The organism is Boseongicola sp., assembly GCA_014075275.1.
In the GTDB taxonomy this organism is placed as follows: Bacteria; Pseudomonadota; Alphaproteobacteria; order Rhodobacterales; family Rhodobacteraceae.
Window position 1 is genome coordinate 327,312 of record CP046179.1, and the last position, 14,732, is coordinate 342,043.

At 54.0% G+C, this 14,732-nt stretch carries 21 protein-coding genes; 12 read left to right on the forward strand and 9 right to left on the reverse strand.

Annotation, left to right across the window (positions count from 1 at the left end):
* Positions 1-62: 62 nt before the first annotated feature.
* From GKR98_01725 to GKR98_01735, 3 genes are all read left to right on the forward strand, one after another.
* The gene (locus tag GKR98_01725) at positions 63-461 is read left to right on the forward strand and encodes a helix-turn-helix domain-containing protein (GenBank protein ID QMU57030.1); all 399 of its coding nucleotides are present in this window, start codon (positions 63-65) and stop codon (positions 459-461) included.
* Positions 458-718, forward strand: a complete 261-nt coding sequence (locus GKR98_01730) for a succinate dehydrogenase assembly factor 2 (GenBank protein ID QMU57031.1) — start codon at positions 458-460, stop codon at positions 716-718. Before GKR98_01725 ends, GKR98_01730 begins: the two co-directional genes overlap by 4 nt.
* A gap of 103 nt (positions 719-821) precedes the next feature.
* Entirely contained in the window at positions 822-1,322 is a 501-nt protein-coding gene (locus GKR98_01735; GenBank protein ID QMU57032.1) for a winged helix DNA-binding protein, read from the forward strand.
* 15 nt (positions 1,323-1,337) lie between these two features.
* Here GKR98_01735 and GKR98_01740 read toward each other — a convergent pair whose 3' ends face one another.
* The 5 genes from GKR98_01740 to GKR98_01760 all read right to left on the reverse strand — a co-directional run bounded on the left by GKR98_01740 (position 1,338) and on the right by GKR98_01760 (position 4,944).
* Positions 1,338-2,144 carry a DUF1194 domain-containing protein gene (locus GKR98_01740; protein ID QMU57033.1) on the reverse strand — a complete coding sequence of 269 codons (807 nt, stop codon included), beginning with the start codon at positions 2,142-2,144 and terminating at the stop codon, positions 1,338-1,340.
* Entirely contained in the window at positions 2,141-2,569 is a 429-nt protein-coding gene (locus GKR98_01745; GenBank protein ID QMU59934.1) for a lactoylglutathione lyase, read from the reverse strand. The genes GKR98_01740 and GKR98_01745 overlap by 4 nt, the downstream gene beginning before the upstream one ends.
* Positions 2,570-2,683: 114 nt before the next feature.
* Positions 2,684-3,733 (reverse strand): DUF560 domain-containing protein, encoded by a 1,050-nt coding sequence (locus tag GKR98_01750; GenBank protein ID QMU57034.1) that lies wholly within the window; start codon positions 3,731-3,733, stop codon positions 2,684-2,686.
* Between the two features lie 27 nt (positions 3,734-3,760).
* Entirely contained in the window at positions 3,761-4,108 is a 348-nt protein-coding gene (locus GKR98_01755) for a hypothetical protein (protein ID QMU57035.1), read from the reverse strand.
* A 2-nt stretch (positions 4,109-4,110) separates the two neighbouring features.
* Positions 4,111-4,944, reverse strand: a complete 834-nt coding sequence (locus GKR98_01760; protein ID QMU57036.1) for a hypothetical protein — start codon at positions 4,942-4,944, stop codon at positions 4,111-4,113.
* Between the two features lie 198 nt (positions 4,945-5,142).
* Between GKR98_01760 and GKR98_01765 the strand changes: the two genes are divergently transcribed.
* On the forward strand, positions 5,143-6,048 hold the full coding sequence (locus GKR98_01765; protein QMU57037.1) for an FAD-dependent thymidylate synthase: 906 nt from the start codon (positions 5,143-5,145) through the stop codon (positions 6,046-6,048).
* Between the two features lie 94 nt (positions 6,049-6,142).
* On the opposite strand, the gene GKR98_01770 is transcribed toward GKR98_01765, so the two are convergent.
* Together GKR98_01770 and GKR98_01775 are read right to left on the reverse strand one after the other, a co-directional pair.
* Positions 6,143-6,361, reverse strand: a complete 219-nt coding sequence (locus tag GKR98_01770) for a hypothetical protein (GenBank protein ID QMU57038.1) — start codon at positions 6,359-6,361, stop codon at positions 6,143-6,145.
* Positions 6,342-6,617 carry a hypothetical protein gene (locus tag GKR98_01775; GenBank protein QMU57039.1) on the reverse strand — a complete coding sequence of 92 codons (276 nt, stop codon included), beginning with the start codon at positions 6,615-6,617 and terminating at the stop codon, positions 6,342-6,344. Before GKR98_01775 ends, GKR98_01770 begins: the two co-directional genes overlap by 20 nt.
* A gap of 653 nt (positions 6,618-7,270) precedes the next feature.
* Between GKR98_01775 and GKR98_01780 the strand changes: the two genes are divergently transcribed.
* The 5 genes from GKR98_01780 to GKR98_01800 all read left to right on the forward strand — a co-directional run bounded on the left by GKR98_01780 (position 7,271) and on the right by GKR98_01800 (position 9,317).
* Positions 7,271-7,453, forward strand: coding sequence for a hypothetical protein (locus GKR98_01780; protein ID QMU57040.1), 183 nt, complete (start codon positions 7,271-7,273; stop codon positions 7,451-7,453).
* 125 nt (positions 7,454-7,578) lie between these two features.
* Positions 7,579-7,950 carry a hypothetical protein gene (locus GKR98_01785; GenBank protein ID QMU57041.1) on the forward strand — a complete coding sequence of 124 codons (372 nt, stop codon included), beginning with the start codon at positions 7,579-7,581 and terminating at the stop codon, positions 7,948-7,950.
* Between the two features lie 136 nt (positions 7,951-8,086).
* Positions 8,087-8,404, forward strand: coding sequence for an HPF/RaiA family ribosome-associated protein (locus GKR98_01790; GenBank protein ID QMU57042.1), 318 nt, complete (start codon positions 8,087-8,089; stop codon positions 8,402-8,404).
* Positions 8,405-8,449: 45 nt separating this feature from the next.
* Positions 8,450-8,800, forward strand: a complete 351-nt coding sequence (locus tag GKR98_01795) for a cupin domain-containing protein (GenBank protein ID QMU57043.1) — start codon at positions 8,450-8,452, stop codon at positions 8,798-8,800.
* Positions 8,801-8,891: 91 nt separating this feature from the next.
* Positions 8,892-9,317: a hypothetical protein gene (locus GKR98_01800; protein ID QMU57044.1), complete on the forward strand. Its 426-nt coding sequence runs from the start codon at positions 8,892-8,894 to the stop codon at positions 9,315-9,317.
* A gap of 1 nt (position 9,318) precedes the next feature.
* Here the strand turns inward: GKR98_01800 and GKR98_01805 are convergent, their stop codons facing one another.
* Complete coding sequence (locus tag GKR98_01805; protein ID QMU59935.1) at positions 9,319-9,525, reverse strand: cold-shock protein; 207 nt, start codon at positions 9,523-9,525, stop codon at positions 9,319-9,321.
* A gap of 168 nt (positions 9,526-9,693) precedes the next feature.
* On the opposite strand from GKR98_01805, the gene GKR98_01810 reads away from it, so the two are divergent.
* From GKR98_01810 to GKR98_01820, 3 genes are all read left to right on the forward strand, one after another.
* Positions 9,694-10,029 carry a hypothetical protein gene (locus GKR98_01810; GenBank protein ID QMU59936.1) on the forward strand — a complete coding sequence of 112 codons (336 nt, stop codon included), beginning with the start codon at positions 9,694-9,696 and terminating at the stop codon, positions 10,027-10,029.
* A 37-nt stretch (positions 10,030-10,066) separates the two neighbouring features.
* Positions 10,067-10,435 carry a hypothetical protein gene (locus GKR98_01815; GenBank protein ID QMU57045.1) on the forward strand — a complete coding sequence of 123 codons (369 nt, stop codon included), beginning with the start codon at positions 10,067-10,069 and terminating at the stop codon, positions 10,433-10,435.
* 249 nt (positions 10,436-10,684) lie between these two features.
* Entirely contained in the window at positions 10,685-12,718 is a 2,034-nt protein-coding gene (locus tag GKR98_01820; GenBank protein QMU57046.1) for an EAL domain-containing protein, read from the forward strand.
* 18 nt (positions 12,719-12,736) lie between these two features.
* On the opposite strand, the gene thrS is transcribed toward GKR98_01820, so the two are convergent.
* Positions 12,737-14,692, reverse strand: a complete 1,956-nt coding sequence (gene thrS / locus GKR98_01825; GenBank protein ID QMU57047.1) for a threonine--tRNA ligase — start codon at positions 14,690-14,692, stop codon at positions 12,737-12,739.
* Positions 14,693-14,732: the final 40 nt, after the last annotated feature.

Sequence of the window (14,732 nt, forward strand, 5' to 3'; positions counted from 1 at the left end):
CCTAGTTGTAAGAACGTCATAGAAACCCGTTATCGTACTCGCAAGCATCTAGGACCGGTGAAATGAACGATCTTGCCGAATTCAACTGGTATTCGAACGAATCCTCAACATTTGGCGACCGTTTGGCCGCAGCGCGCGAAAGTCTCGGGCTTTCGCAGTCGGATTTGGCCAAGAAACTGGGTGTGTCCGCAGATTCGGTGGAAGGTTGGGAAAACGATGTGCGCGAACCGCGTGCGAACCGCCTTCAAATGCTTTCAGGTGTTCTGAATGTTTCCATTCCTTGGCTGTTGATCGGCGAGGGTGATGGATTGGCTGCGCCCGGCGCCGATGAGCCACAAGCAGATCTTGACGATCTGATGAGCGAATTCCGCTTGTTGCGCTCGCAGATGACTAAGGCCGCTGATCGCATGGGCGTGCTGGAAAAGCGCCTCAAGTCCGCCATGACCGATCACGCAGCATGACCGAAGCCCGCGATGTGCGTCTGCGTCGTCTGAAGATGCGGTCCTGGCGTCGCGGGACCAAAGAAATGGATATGATTCTGGGGCCGTTTTTTGATGCGAGTTCCGGTGATCTCAGCGATGAAACGCTGGACCATTACGAAACGCTCTTGGACGAGAATGATCAGGATTTGTATCAGTGGGTCAGCGGCCAGATTGAGCCGCCCGCGCAATTTTCCGTTCTGGTCGGGACCATTCGCACATACGCGCTGTCCAGTTGATCGGCAAAGTTTTCGCTGAATCTGAAATGCTTTAACGTAATGTTCGGAATTTTCGACGAATTCTGACCCCGAGCGAGCAGTTTTTGATCCAGGGGTTTCATCAATGTCAATGTATCAACAGGTTTCAGATCCAGAAGTGGGCGCAGTTTTCAAACGCGATTATCTGGAAAGCCTTGGCATGGTGGAACGTCTCCACCGGCTGCTACTGGATGTCATCAAGGATGAATTTGAACGCCTGGGTATTCTCGAGATAAACGCCGTTCAGGCTCTCTTGCTTTTCAATATCGGGGATCACGAAGTTACCGCCGGTGAACTGAAATCGCGCGGTTATTATCAGGGATCGAACGTGTCATATAACCTTAAAAAGCTGGTCGACATGGGCTTCATGCACCACCAGCGCTGCGAAATCGACCGCCGTTCTGTGCGGGTGCGACTGACTGACAAGGGCCGCCACGTGCGCAAAGTCGTCGATGACCTGTTCACGAACCAGGCTGAGTCATTGGCGGGTGACAGCGATATTGGCGCAGGCAAGATCAACCAGATAAACGATGCGTTGGGACGGATCGAAAGGTTCTGGAGCCATCAAATCCGCTACATTTACTAAGTGCTGTTCTGGCAGCTATTGGCTGGCCACATAGGCGGCTGGCCGGACCTCTACCAATGTCGATCTGGGCGATGGCAACGTGCTAACTGGCCGCGTCGCCAGCTCGCGCAATAACTTGCGTGCCATTGCTGTAGTGTAGTCCTGATATCCTCTGGCCACCTCAATGAACGCATCGGGCCCCCTAATGACGTTCGCCTCAAAATATGATGTCATCTCAAGAATATCGACCTCGGAGTAGTCCGTCGAGTTGTTCGCCCGCCGCACAATCACCAACGCGTTGATATCCATCGACCCAAGGCTACCGTCTTGCATCACATGTTTCGGCGCGGGCCAATCGTTATTCATGCCGTCGGCCGATACATCCAGCGTCTGCTTCCAGCACTGTGGCGCGCGACCCATCATCTCGGCTCCAAAGACCATTGCAGCCCCCAGGCCGGTGATATTTGGCGCCCGCGACCGGCTCCGTGACTTCAACACCTGACTGACCGCAGCAATATCATCCGCGCTCTCAATAAGCCGCCAGTCCACCAGAACTTGCTGATAAGACGCCGAAGACCACTCAAACACCGACATCGCAACCGGCAACTCCGGGATCGCCAGCAAGGCCGCCTGAACGTCGCTGTTTGTCAGAGCGTCAGCGACTCCATGTAGCTGCAGCTGATACTCTTCGGCATCCACCGACCCCGAAACGTCCAATGCCAATGATAACGCCAATCGGCACGCCGCCTGCGCACCTCCGGCAGCGGCCATTGATGCAGCAACGGCCGCACTCGCCACAATGGCTTGCAGTGTCGTCATCCAAGGCAAGGCACGACGCCTCACCAGTGCCCGACGCTTTCCATGCTGGCCCAGGGCTCTTGTTTCGGCAGATCATCGCCACGCTGTATCAGCTCGATCGATATGTTGTCCGGCGATCTCACAAAAGCCATGTGCCCATCACGCGGAGGCCGGTTAATCTCCACCCCATTATCCATAAGGTGCTGACACAAAGCGTAAATATCGTCCACACGGTATGCCAGATGACCAAAATGACGGCTGTCCGATGGCAACCCGTCGTCGCCATCCCAGTTATAAGTCAACTCTACCGCCGCATTCGCTTGACCCGGAGGTGCCATGAACACCAAGGTAAAACGCCCACCTTCGCTGCTGGTTCGCTTTGTCTCTTCCAACCCCAAAAGCTGAAAAAATTTGATTGAGACGTCCAAGTCTTTCACCCGGACCATAGTGTGTAAATACTCGATGCCCATTAGTCTCTCCGATCGGTTAAGCATCCGCCCTTCGGCGCGCGGATTTTGCCCAAGGATAAGACCAACGGCACCAATTGACGAGGTGATCTCGCCAACAATCGGCAATGAATCAGTTCAAAATCGCGAGACGGCCGTCAAACCAGCTGAAAATGAATTCCGGTCATAGATACCAACATTTGAATTGGTGCGCCGATAATCAACCGACAAGCGTGGTGAGAATCCATAATAGCTCACCTCAGGCCAGACCAAATCGACTCCAACATTGACGCTCAGATCGTCGCGACCCAGCACCACTGATGTAAACTCGGTGTAAAGGCGCTGCTCGATCGATCCTCGAACCGTGGGTTGAATGCCCCATACATCATCAAACCTGCGACTTGCCCGCAGCTGGGTCGAAAAATGATCGGACGTCGCCGAGTCAGACCAGACATTTTTGACGGCAATGCCAAAAGAATAGTTTCCACCATTCTCAGTCGCCCGTGTTGCATCGGCCGAAAATCCAAGGCTGTGCGACGAATTGATATCGTTATCCAACCGCTTTTCCGAACGCGCCGTCGCGCCAAAACGCAACCCACGGCCTTCCTCTTGGCGCACGCTCTGTGAAAACTGTAGTTCAACCCATCGCGCCAGTCCTTTGTCGCCATACCAGCTTTGTCCGATCAGTCCGGTTGCTTGACTTGGTCCCAACTCCGGCCAAATCAGCCTTTGGTGGCGAACGCCAGTTATCAATACGCCGTAGTTGAAATCAGATGATGCCACGCCGGGCGCTTCCAGTTTGGCATCATCACCCAGCCAGATTCTTCTGTAAAACACTTCTCCAACCAGGCTGGTCCGGTGCTTCTCTGTCTCCGACAGTCGATAGCTTAAAGAAACGCCCGTCGAAGCCTCATACCCACCCAGTTCCACACCTGACGGATCCAGAACAAAAGGCAATCCGCCGATCTCGATCTCGGCGGTTTCGGCGCCATTGTTCACGTTGTTGGAAGGTCGAACGGTTAAGCTCAATTGAAGCGACAGAGGATTACGCCGTGCAACCTGCTGAAACGCCCGTGCTACAATTTGCTTCCGCTGGGGGTCGTCGCCGCCGACCTGATCCGCCCGACGCAACCAAATCTGCGCGCGCGTGTATTGCTCTTGTCGGGTGTGGACGTCCGCTGCCAACATGGCTGCGTCAAATTTGAGGTTCGGATTTTAGGCAAGCTGATATGCACGAGCCGAAGCATCCCGCGATGCTCTAAGATCGCCTCTTCCCCGTGCCACGAGGGCCTGGATCAAATGAGCTTCCGCATCCGAAGGATTGCGCTCGATCAGTGCCTTGGAAATGGCATCGGCCATCTCCGCATTTCCGCCAGCCAGCGCCTGTCGTGCCAAACCCCGTGCCTGTGCAGGTGACATCTGAACCCGCGAAGGCTGCGCGACTTCCTGCGCCGCCAGCGGAACAGGAGTACCGGTTCCAATAAAGAGAAAGAAGGCCGCAAATGCGGCCTTCAAACTGTTGTTCAAGCCAGCCCGGAATGGGCCGCAAGAATATTTGGACATTCTCAGTCTTTCGTTGCGATAAATGTACCGGTTTCCTTGGATCCGACTTCGGTATCTCCGTCGAACTCGTCAGCCGTGATAATGAAATGTCCACCGACGGTTTCGGCGTCAGTTCCGCCGAAAACACCGCTGTAGGTTCCGGAATGGAATTCGTCGCCCATTGCATCAATGCTGAGGGCGTTCCCCGTAAAGGCGCCATTGACGATATCGGTATCGTCAAAGATCAGGTCCAGTTCCTGCGTCGCGGAAGTAAGGGTGATGATGTCTCGGCCTGTGGTCGAGCCATTGATGACGCCATCAGTGAAGTCGACATTGAACGAGATGGCACCCTGCGAGTTGTAGGTATCTGAACTACCGTTTAACAGGACAATGCCCGCATATTGACCCGAGTAAGTTGCCAGCTCTGCAACCGGCAAGTTCGCCGGATCGTTCAGGCGAAGGAATGTGCCCTCGTATCCAAAGCTGCGATACCCTTCCATCACAGCGGCTTGTCCAACTGTCACGCTGCCGTCCGCGCTGGTCTCGTAGTAGGCGTTGTATAGCAATGCCGCAGCTGACGGATCGTCGCTAATGTAAAGAGCAAAACCGTTGACCGCGCCCGCTAGTGTGTATGTGCCGGCAAGAACAGTCTCGTCAAACGGCAGCCCGGTGATTTCCAGCACCGCACCGTCCAGATTAACTGCGGTGATATCGCCGCTACAGACAAATGCACCTTCACAGGTATCGCTGGGATCGCCGCCGCCGTCACCGCCCCCATCGCCCAAGTCGGCAATGCCTTGTCCGCCACACGCGGCAAGCGCCAAAAACGCTGTTGTCACTGCTAAATGAAGTTTCATGCCTATAACTGCCCTCTATCTGATTTTGGCCAAATCCTGCCAGACATGGCGAATATGTCAACGCCCGTTAATCAATTTGCATCCACCCTAGGCACAATGCGCCTCTTTCGCAACGCAAACGCCGCATATTGTGGTTCACCCTGCCGCCGCACATAGATAGAGTGCCCAAGCGACTCATGCCAAGACGAGGGAAACCCCATGCTCACACCGGAACAACAGGCCGAAATCGACGAACTCAGAAGCGCGCCTCAGCCAACGCTCCGCGCCGTCGCCCTTGGCATGGAAAAGCACCTCTACACCGCTTACCCCGTCCTCGATCACGGCCTCATCCGCGTCATCGACTACATGGGCGACGACAACGCCATCACCCAGGCCGCCCGCGTCTCTTACGGCAAAGGCACCAAAGCCGTCTCCAACGACGAAGGCCTCATCCGCTACCTCATGCGCCACTGGCACTCGACCCCGTTCGAGATGTGCGAGGTTAAATTCCACGTCAAACTGCCTGTCTTCGTCGCCCGCCAGTGGATCCGCCACCGCACCGCCAACGTCAACGAATACTCGGCCCGCTACTCGATCCTGGACCGCGAATTCTACATCCCCGAACCCGACGCCCTGAACGCCCAGTCCAAGGTCAACAACCAGGGCCGCGGCGACATTCTGCAAGGCGCCGAAGCCGAACGCGTGCTGGAAATCCTGAAATCCGACGCCATGCGCAGCTACGACCACTACGAAGAAATGCTCAGCCAGGATGGTCAGGATGGCCTTGCCCGCGAACTTGCCCGCATGAACCTGCCCGCCAACGTCTACACCCAATGGTATTGGAAAGTTGACCTGCACAACCTCTTCCACTTCCTGCGTCTGCGCGCCGACGCCCACGCCCAATACGAAATCCGCGTCTACGCGGAAGAGATGTGCAAACTGGTCAAAGACTGGGTGCCCTTCGCCTATGGAGCGTTCGAGGACTACCGCATGGGAGGAGCCACCCTGTCCGGCAAAGCTTTAGATTGTGTCCGCCGGATGCTACAAGGCGAGGACGTGACGCAAGAGACCTCCGGTATGTCGAAGGGGGAATGGCGGGAGTTTATGGGGGTTATTGGAGGGTGAAATTCCGCGAGGTTTACCACCCCAACTGATTTCTCGAGTTCGAGATACGATACTTCCAAGAATGTATTGCGCCCACAATTGTTTTGGACGGCGTTCAAAGGAACATTCGAAGTAATTTGCGTTCACCGTCTTTCTTGACGATCTCAAATTCACTTCCACTTTTCATCTCGAATAATAAACCTTCGTAGAGCCGCAGTGCTGATTTAACTACTTCAGCGTACGAAGCTGCCTCGGAGATCTCTTTCAGTTTGCCCAAGCGCTCCATCGAGTTTGGTGGCAATTCGAGTTGAACCCTAGTTGTCGACTTCTTCATCTTGATTTGACCTGCCGAAGTAGTGTCCCAGCACCGCGCCAATTGGCATGGCAACAAGCGACCATACAGTTGAAAGATAGCCATATTCTCCGTGAATTAGAGCTAAAGCTGCTGCGGCTGTCATTGCTGTCACTGACCCCACGGTCACTGCCAATGCAATCCAAGATCTTGTCGCCTCAGAAAGCCACCTAGTGCGAGCTTCGATTATCCTCAATTCAAGTGGAAAATCTTTGCCTAAATTCGGTTCCTTTTCCATATCCAAAACCCCAAACGCCCAAGAGCGCAAATAAGTGGAGCAAAGCTCCACAAGGAAATGGTGTTTGCGCTCATTTGGACGTGTCGGTAGTTTTGGTTACAGTTCATTTCAGTCCAGCTCCGCTATCGCGAAAAGTAATTCCATTTCCGTCCCACTTAGCGATCCAGAAAGATCGCGCTCTGCTCATGTTCTCACACTGACAGCCTAATTGCCTGTATGAAATCTGCCTCAAATGTCGTCTTGTGCGACTTGATGCAATCATGATGAATATTTGATGTATGTCAATGCAAAATTCTTGAGCGAGCCGTGGCAAACCGTAGGGTGGGGTTCCACCCCACCACTCCCACATCAACACCAAAAACGGCGGGGTGAAACCCCGCCCTACGCCCGCAACCATTCGCTATCCCGGTGATACGACGAATACGGCCAATCGGCGGGGTCATCGACGAACCCACGCCTTAATCGTCCCCGCCGCGCTGAACCCCCCACACGCCCCGGGCTTGATCCGGGGCCTCGACCGCCGATGAGGTCCCGGATCAAGCCCGGGACGGGTGGCAACGTTAATCCCGCGCGTTGCGCCCAACCTCCAAGACCCACCCAAACTCCTGTATCCTCCCCTACCACCACACCAAAACCGCAAAGGGGGCCTCACCATGACAAACCGCACCGCCGGCAACAAATACATCATCGGTTGGACCCGCCTCGATCCCAAAAACCGCAACGCATTCATGCACGCCGCCCGCCACTATGCCAAAACCTGCCGCGCGGAAGAGGGGTGTTCGATACCTAACCGGTCACGCCACAACCAATTGTCAGGCGCTTTACCGACCTCGTGATCGCCCTTCGCAACACTGTGCCGCAATTCTCACGAACCGGCGAGCAATCCCGCCTTCCATTGACATCCTTCCAAAAGCCCTAGTCTCATGAGTATATTGAACAAACACATCACGGGGGCGTGGGAATGAATTTAAGCATTGCTGGCTTGTTGGCCGCAGCAAGTCAGACTTTTGTCGTTGGGTCAGAAACATTCATTTGTAATTTCGACCAGACCTGTGCTCATTCCGGCGAGTGCCAGGTGATCGAAGAAAGCATCAACGTGTTGATGGGCTATTCCCCGGGCACCGGACGATGGGCAACGGTTGATTTTGGTGAAGATCCCACTCGAAGAAACGCGCGGATAGATTCTGAATTGGGGATGTTGAAGTGGGAACACTCAGGTCAAACACACCTGATCATATTCACCCCAGAGTCCGCTGAAACTCTATGGGTCCGCCAATCCAAGCACGAAGACGGGTCCGAAGTGTTGTTTGGCAATTGTCGAAACGCGTTCTGAAATTGCAAGGCGTCCGGCGGCCCGGTATCTCGTTGCCCCATTAAATATTCCCCAAACTTGACCCACCTCAATGCCATCACTCCCCACTCTGCCATGCTTACCTCTGATAAAGACAACCAGAAGAAGGCTGCACGAAATGGATATCCAAGTCAGCACCGATAACACCATCCACGGCGACGAACGCGTCGGCGAAGTTGCCCGCAACGCCGTCACCAATGATCTCGGCCATATGTCCGACTGGCTGACCCGGATCGAGGTGCATCTGCAGGACCAGAATGCAAACAAACGCGGCCCCGATCACATCCGCTGCACCATCGAGGCACGTCCGCGCGGACTTGCCCCCATGTCCGCCCACGCCGATGCCGCCGACATTCCGGCGGCACTCAAAGGTGCTGCGTCGAAGCTGCGCCAGCGCTTGCAGTCCACGCATAACAAACGCGATCCCCACCGGTAGGGCGGGGTTCACCCGGCCACAGCTTTTCGATTAAGGTCGGGTGCTATGACCGCCCCCGCCCAAAACCTCTTTGCCGCTCTTCCCGTCGATCTGGCTGAAGAAGAGTTTACCGACCTTCTATGGCGCCCCGGTGTGCGCATCGAACGCATCGTTTCGCGCGGGCAGGTGACGCCCGAAGGCGAATGGTATGATCAGGATCAAGGCGAATGGGTGATGGTGGTACAAGGGGCCGCGCGGTTGCTGATCGACGGCGAAAAGGCCGAGCGTGTCCTCGGCTCCGGCGACCATCTTTATCTTGCCCCTCATGTCCGGCATCGGGTTACTTGGACGGATCCGGACCAGACGACGATCTGGCTGGCGGTGTTCCTTGACGATGATGGCGCTGGGCAGGCGTAAACGGATACTTACCCGACCGTTCGGGTCCACCGACGTGATACAGACAGGCCTGCCCCTTGCGCGGAAATCTAAGGCTGATAGGGTAAAAATCATGCGTTTACTTGCCCTTACCCTGATTTTGTCCGGTTGCGCCGCCGCCGTTCAAATCGGCCCCGCCGCGCCCGATCCCGAACCGCTGATAATTGGCCAAGGCCCTGTTCCCACTAATGAAATTCACATCTACCGCCCCGCCGAGGCCGGTCTGATCACCACAGTCGCCACCGCCCCAGCCCTCCTCCTGGACAACCGAACAATAGGCACCTGCCGCTTCGGCCAACCGCTGTTGATCCGCGTGCCAAAGGGCAACTATACCATCACGGCGCTCACCGGTAACGGCGAGGAAAATCAGTGGGTTACTGTAGATGATGGCGACAAAGTCTACTTGCGCTGCGGCACTGCGCCCGCGTCAGCCTTGTCGCCCGTGCCCCGTCTCGACCGCGTTAGTTCTGAAACCGCCGCAACCGAAGCGAGCCTTTGATTTAAAGCGCCTTGAGGTCACCCGCCATCGTGCGCCCGTCCATGCCTTCGACCATTTCAAAGGCGATTTTCTGGTCTTCCGTCAAACCGGTCAAACCGGACTTCTCGACCTGGGAAATATGGACAAAAATGTCTTTCCCGCCATCATCAGGTGCAATGAAACCATAGCCTTTGGTTGTATTGAACCACTTCACAGTGCCAGTTGGCATTGGTCTTCCTTCCATCGTCTCCGCCGTCGCCAGCGGGCTAGTGTTGCCGCAGAGTGCTCTGAAGCGTTCGATGTAATAAGCCAAACGCAAGAACGTCTGTTGCACACTTGAAGCTGGCGGTTTTTTAGCGAAAAACAAGGAAATTCACTTTTTCGGAGATCACGTTTGATGGCGATTTTGTATGGTTTGCCAAGCTGCGACACATGTCGGAAAGCAAAAAAAGCACTCGAGTCCAAAGGTTTGAATGTAACATTCCGGGATGTGCGGGCCGATCCGCTGGACAAAGCCGCACTAGAGCGCTTTATCTCTGAATTTGGCGAAAAGCTTGTAAATACACGGTCAACCACGTGGCGGTCATTGACTGAGTCGCAGCGCAATCACGCCCCAATTGATCTTTTGTTGGCCCATCCAACCTTAATGAAACGGCCTATTGTGCATAGTGATAAGGCGCTGACGCTGGGATGGAGTCCGCAAATTGAAAGCAGACATCTTGGCGAAGGCTAATCGCGATCATAAGTTCTGGTCGGTTCAGGAGTAATAAATGCGCACAGCAGCAATGGTCTTGGGATTGATAGGCGGAATACTGGCCCTGATTTTGGGCATGGTAAGTTTCGGCTATACCGAGGCACTCTATCGCTTTGGAGAGTGGCCAGATCTTGCTGAGATGCCCGAAAACGTGGACATCATACGCGGCGTTAGTGTTTTGGCACCGGTGCTTGCCATTGCAGGCGCCGCCATGGCCAAGTATCGCGCCTTATGGGGTGGGATCGCATTGGGCGTTGCTGCGATTGGGTTGTATGTTGCATTTGGCATCGGGTTCTTCTCAATATTCCCGGTGACCATGTGCTCCCTGGCGGCACTTCTTGCGTTGGCCGCTGGACGCCCGGACGAACCTAAAAGTCATTTCTGAAATCGGATTAGTCGAGTTATCGTTCGACCAATCGACAGGCGTCGCCACGATTTCAACCGAAAAGCACATAAAATTCAACGTTCTAATGAATGAGTAAGAAATGAGTCATTAGCATTATCGCGCTTATCGTCACCGGATAGTTCCAGATGGCGTAAAGGACGTCTTGTTGTTGTTTTTGTCTACGTCGCGATCCCTATTTTTTGAACACATTTCGTATCTTCTTCGGATATCTCGACGGGCGCGTTCGGCATGACCGCGCACGATGGATTGAAGTTACCGGTTGATTCACTCGCAACACGGGCCGGATTTCTCCTGGCAATGCTCATACTTTGCGGCGCGACAATTCTTTCGGGACTTTGGTTTCGCAATTCGACAGCCGTAATTCTGTCTACCCAAAAAGAACTGTCACAGCACCAAACCTCGCGCAGCCATGCGGCTCTGAGCGAACTCGTGAACCTTTCCTCGGTTGTTCACCTGAAGCTAAAATATGGCAGCCGGGTTGATGAAGCGCGCACCGATATCGCAAATGCGGTGGAAGAACTGCGAGACCGGGCGCAATATATGGAAACTTACCTCAACTCATTGAAAGTAATAGATGATGTTCATCCGGAATTGGCGGCTGGCGGCAGTGCGCAGGCACAAGCTGCTAATGCCATAATGGCAGTTACTGAGCTTGTCGATTGGAGTGCGGTCGCTCTCGTTTCCAAAGAACCCGCGACAGTATTTCAAAGCCCCGAATTCTTGTTCTTACTCGACCGAGCCCACAGGCGTGTATTCGGATATCTGGATGCAACCGCTCGTATGGAAGAACGTCTTCTTGCCTGGCAAACGCGGAAAGTCGCCATTCTCACCAATGCAACTTATGCCTTTCTAGCGGTGATCACCGTCGGCGGCGGCATCACTCTGAAACTGTTTCGGGGAGAGATTTTTGGGCGCAAAGAACGTGACAAGGTTGCCCGTCGCGCCGACCATCTCGCATTTCACAATCCAGTCACCGGTTTGGCCAATCGGGTCAAGTTCCGCGATCATGTCGTTGACCATCTAAAACCAGGTGTACAGGGCGGGATGATCTTAATCGACCTAGATGGCTTCAAAGAGATAAATGATCGGCATGGGCACCTTTTTGGTGACGAGGTGCTAAAAATTACCGGACGACGACTTCGCATTCAGGCTGAGGACAATCATGGTCTTGCCGCGCGATTGGGGGGCGATGAGTTCGCTATATTTCTATCCTCCGATGACGGCGCACTTCTCAAAAGATTTTGTGCAAGTCTGGTGGCGGACTGTGCGCGATCTATAAACTATTCGGACGAACGTATCGTACCGGGAATAAGCGTTGGGCTTGCCACGACCTCCCAGATTTCAACTACGAAAAACCCGCAATACGATGACCTTTTGCGAATAACCGACTTTGCGCTTTATGCTTCGAAATCCAACGGTCGGGGTCGTTATACTTTGTATGATGCTGATCTGGAGCGTGTTTTCAAAGAGCGGCGGCAGCTGATCAAAGAGATTCCAGGTGCAATCTTGCAGGGCGAGATGGAAGTTTACCTGCAACCAAAAGTGAACTTAAAGACAGATGAAACTGTGGGATTTGAAGGGCTTGTTCGTTGGCGCCGCAACGGAACGATCCTGCCACCAAATGAGTTTGTCCAAGTGGCGGAAGAAACCGGTCGTATTGTAGATATTGATCGCTACGTCCTAGATAGAGCAATCGAGATCGTTTCGAATTGGAACCGAACACACAATACCGAATTTTCCGTAAGCGTGAATTTGTCAGGTCTCCACTTCGATAAGGCCGAAGAGCTTTCTTTCGTGCAAGACTCGCTATCGTGCCACCAGTTTCCTGCCAGGCTTTTGACATTGGAAGTGACTGAAACTGTCCAACTTGAGAACTGGGAGATTGTCGGTCGAGCGGTTTCCGGGCTTCGCGAGTTGGGGTGCCGGATATCCATTGATGACTTTGGTGCCGGCTACTCATCCCTTGCCTATCTGCGGGCAATTAATGCTGACGAGCTAAAGATCGATAAATCTTTAGTCGCCGAGATTGAGACATCCGGCCAAAGCCAGTTCATTCTGGATGCTGTTTTAGATCTCGCGCGCAGTCTCGATCTCGATGTCGTCGTCGAAGGAATCGAACGACAAGAGCAGAGAGATCGGTTGCGCGATTTAGGCTGTGTCCTTGGTCAAGGATATCTTTTTGACCGTCCGCGCCCGGCCGCTGATGCACTTGTTAACGCAACTTTTGTTTCTCGCCCGCGCGTTGACGTAATCGACGCCTAAGCTGAACGGGCCGATTGATCAGCTTTTGCGCGCGATATCTGGCGGAGTAGCTTCCTGAGTCAAATCTGCGATGACACTTTCAAGATCGACAACTTTAGTTTGCTTTTCGCCAAGTCTGCGCAGCGTTACTGTGCGCTCTGCAACTTCTCTCTGACCGATGGCCAGAATGACAGGAACTTTCCCGACAGAATGCTCGCGAATTTTATAGTTAATCTTCTCGTTGCGAATATCTGCTTCAGCACGAATGCCCGCCGAGCGCAAAGTTTCAACCACTTCTTTCACATACGCATCGGCATCCGAAACGATCGAGGCAACAACAACTTGACGCGGTGCCAACCATAGAGGGAAGCGCCCGGCATAGTTTTCAATTAGAATGCCTAGGAACCGTTCGAAACTTCCAAGACACGCCCTATGCAGCATGAATGGGCGGTGCTTTTCACCGTCTTCGCCGATGTAATTAGCACCCAGTCTCTCGGGCAGGTTTGGGTCAACCTGAAACGTTCCGCACTGCCACTCGCGACCGATTGCGTCAGTAAGTTTGATGTCAAGCTTTGGTCCGTAAAACGCGCCTTCGCCAGGGTCGACGATATAGGGCCGGCCAGTTGCTTTTACGGCTGCTTCAAGGGCTGCCTCGGCGTGATCCCAAACAGCTTCTTCGCCGACGCGTTTATCCGGCCGTGTCGAAAACATGATGTCGAACTTCTCAAAACCAAGATCGCGATAAACGCCTTCCAAGTAATCCACAAAGCGCACACATTCGGCCTCGATTTGCTCGCCAGTGCAAAAGATATGCCCGTCATCTTGTGTAAAGCCGCGCACGCGCATCAAGCCATGCAAAGCGCCTGAAGGCTCATAGCGCGAGCAAGATCCGAACTCCGCCAAACGCAATGGCAGCTCACGATAGCTTCGAAGCCCATGGTTAAATACCTGAACATGGCAGGGGCAATTCATAGGTTTCAAAGCGTTAACCGCCTTCTCGCGAGCGTGCTCTTCTTCAACCTCTACGACAAACATGTTCTCGCCGTAGTTATCCCAGTGCCCGGATTGCTCCCAGAACGTACGGTTCAAGATCTGAGGCGTGTTGATTTCCTGATAGCCACCGTCGCGCTGTTGGCGACGCATAAAGTCCTGCAGGGCTGTGTAGAGTGTCCAGCCGTTCGGATGCCAGAATATCTGACCTGGCGCTTCTTCCTGCATATGGAACAGGTCCATCTCGCGCCCTAGCAGGCGATGGTCGCGTTTCGCGGCTTCTTCCAACATCGTCAGATGTTTTTTCAGGTCGTCACGGTTCTTGAATGCGACGCCATAAATCCGCTGCAACATGGCGCGATCATTATCACCGCGCCAGTAGGCGCCCGCGACAGACATTAATTTAAAGGCGTCTGCCGGAACCTGACCCGTATGTTGCAGATGCGGACCACGGCAAAGATCTTGCCAATCGCCGTGCCAATACATCCTGATCGGATCGGTGCCGGGGATAGCTTCGATCAACTCAACTTTGTAGGGTTCATGGCTTTTCTTGTAGTGAAGGATTGCATCGTCTCGTTCCCAGATCTCTGTTCGAACAGGATCTCGGGAATTGATGATCTCCTTCATCTTGGTTTCGATTTGGCCCAAGTCTTCTGGCGTAAAAGGTTCAGCCCGGTCAAAGTCATAATACCAGCCATTTTGTATCACGGGGCCGATTGTCACTTGTACTTCGGGCCAGATTTCCTGAACCGCGCGCGCCATGATGTGGGCAAGGTCGTGCCGGATCAGTTCCAGAGCCGGAGCGTCATCTTTCATGGTGTGGATGGCAATCGCTGCATTCGCGTCGATCGGCCATTGAAGATCCCAGTGTTCGCCATTCACCGAAGCACTGATTGCCTTCTTGGCAAGCGATGTCGAAATATCGGCAGCAATTTCGCCGGGAGTAATGCCTGCGTCATAGTTGCGTGAATTGCCGTCAGGAAATGTAAGGGAAATCTGGGCCATTGGCCTAGCTCCTCGTCGGTTTGGCGCCCACGGAACGCCC